Source organism: Moorena sp. SIO4A1, assembly GCF_010672065.1.
GTDB lineage: Bacteria > Cyanobacteriota > Cyanobacteriia > Cyanobacteriales > Coleofasciculaceae > Moorena.
On record NZ_JAAHHX010000449.1, the window covers coordinates 1 to 1870 of the forward strand.

At 40.9% G+C, this 1870-nt stretch carries 2 protein-coding genes; one reads left to right on the forward strand and one right to left on the reverse strand.

All coding sequences use genetic code 11. The features are described 5' to 3' along the window. Nucleotides 1-201: 201 nt before the first annotated feature. Nucleotides 202-345 (reverse strand): ribbon-helix-helix protein, CopG family, encoded by a 144-nt coding sequence (locus F6K53_RS39325; protein ID WP_293085359.1) that lies wholly within the window; start codon nt 343-345, stop codon nt 202-204. A gap of 67 nt (nt 346-412) precedes the next feature. On the opposite strand from F6K53_RS39325, the gene F6K53_RS39330 reads away from it, so the two are divergent. After that, nucleotides 413-1714 (forward strand): transposase, encoded by a 1302-nt coding sequence (locus F6K53_RS39330; protein ID WP_293085361.1) that lies wholly within the window; start codon nt 413-415, stop codon nt 1712-1714. The last annotated feature ends 156 nt before the right edge of the window (nt 1715-1870 follow it).

Genomic DNA, 1870 nt, shown 5'->3' on the forward strand with positions numbered 1-1870 from the left:
TGCCAATGATGAATGATATCAAGTCTGTTGAATTATTAGCTGTCCGGTAAAAGAAGCCCCACGTCTCAATCCGTAAGGATGAGTGCTTAAAGTTACCGTAAGAATAGTGGAGCCTTAATCAAAAAGTTTTAACCCTTTTACGCATAGCCGACCAACCATAAAGGCTCCACTATTCTAAGGTTTCGTCTCCAGGGATGAATTTTACACAGAGTCTTTGGGATCAGGGAAACGAGCTATCAAACTCCTAAGAACCTCTGACTGGTTCATTCCTCTCTTATCTGCTTCTTGCTCTAGTTTTCTCTTTTCGTATTCGGTTAACCGTATCGTCATTTTTATAGTTTTCATTCTGACTTGCCATTTGACTAGCTGTATACTATACTAATAGTAGGTCGAAAAACAGTAGGTGACAAGAATGAGAGCAGCGTATCAATACCGATTAAGGCTAACCAAAACCCAAGAGTCTGAAATAGAGACATGGCTTGACATGCTTCGTTGTCAATACAATTATTTGCTTGCTGATAGATTCAAGTGGTATGAGCAAAATCGCTGCTCCATCAACTCCTGTCCTTTGGTTTGTCATTTACCAGACCTAAGAAATAATCCTGACTATTTTTCCCAAAAGAAAACCCTTCCTCAGCTAAAAAAGGACAGACCTTGGTACAGTGTAGTTCAATCTCAAGTTCTCCAAGACTGTGTAAAAAGGGTCGATCTAGCTTTTAAACGGTTTCTGAAAGGCGATAGTAATGGAAAGAAAAGCGGAAGACCTCGGTTTAAAGGAAAAAACAGATACAAATCTTTTACATTCCCCTCTCTTGGGAAAAATCCTATAAGTGGCAATGTATTGACTCTTCCAAAATTTGGTAAAGTCAAAATGATTTATCACCGACCTATTCCAGAAGGGTTTAAGATAAAGACAGCTACTATAACCCGAAAGGCTGACGGCTATTACGTTACGTTGTCAATCCAAGATGATAGTGTCCCAGATATTATCCCAGTAGACAGTGCCGTCAATCCCGTCGGCATAGATATGGGTCTCAAATCTTTCCTGATCAAGTCTGATGGTTCAGAAGTCCCAATTCCCCAGTACTACAGAAAGGCTCAGAAACGATTAAAGAAAATCCAAAAAGCTGTCAGTAGATCTAAAAAGGGCAGTAACAACAGAAGGAAGGCTGTCAGTAAACTTGGAAAGGCTCACAAAAAGGTAGCTGACACCAGAAAAGATTTTCATTTTAAAACTGCTAAAATTCTACTAAACAACCACGATTTAGTTGCTCACGAAAAGTTAAATATTAAAGGTTTGGCCAGGACTAAAATGGCTAAATCTATTTTTGATGCTGGCTGGGGGCAATTCCTGTCAATACTGTCAAACAAAGCCGTTCGCGTAGCGTGGCCTACGGCCATAAATGCTGGTTTGCAAACAGTTGCAGTGAATCCTCGGAACACCAGTCAAAACTGTTCCAACTGCGGAGTAAAAGTACCAAAGAAGCTAAAAGACCGCATCCATTCTTGCCCTCATTGTGGTTATGCCGAAGATCGAGATGTGAATGCGGCTAAAAATATATTGAAGTTGGCGGTGGGGCATCCCGTCGGTAGTAAAGCTTACCGAGTAACCGAAGCAATAGCTGGTGTTGGTAAGAAGCCTACACTGAACCTGCAAGGTCAGTGTAGGAGTATGTCACTCACTCTACCTGTAGGGTGTGCTTCCCAGTTCTAAGTAAATCCTGTTAATTTCTTTAAAAATAATTCACCAGCTTCTTCCAAATTCCCATCCAGAGAAAACGTCAAGCTGCGGACTCGAATATCACGAATTTTAACATCAAGGGGTTGAGTTAAAGGAGCTGGATATACTAAAACTGCCTCTTGGCAATCT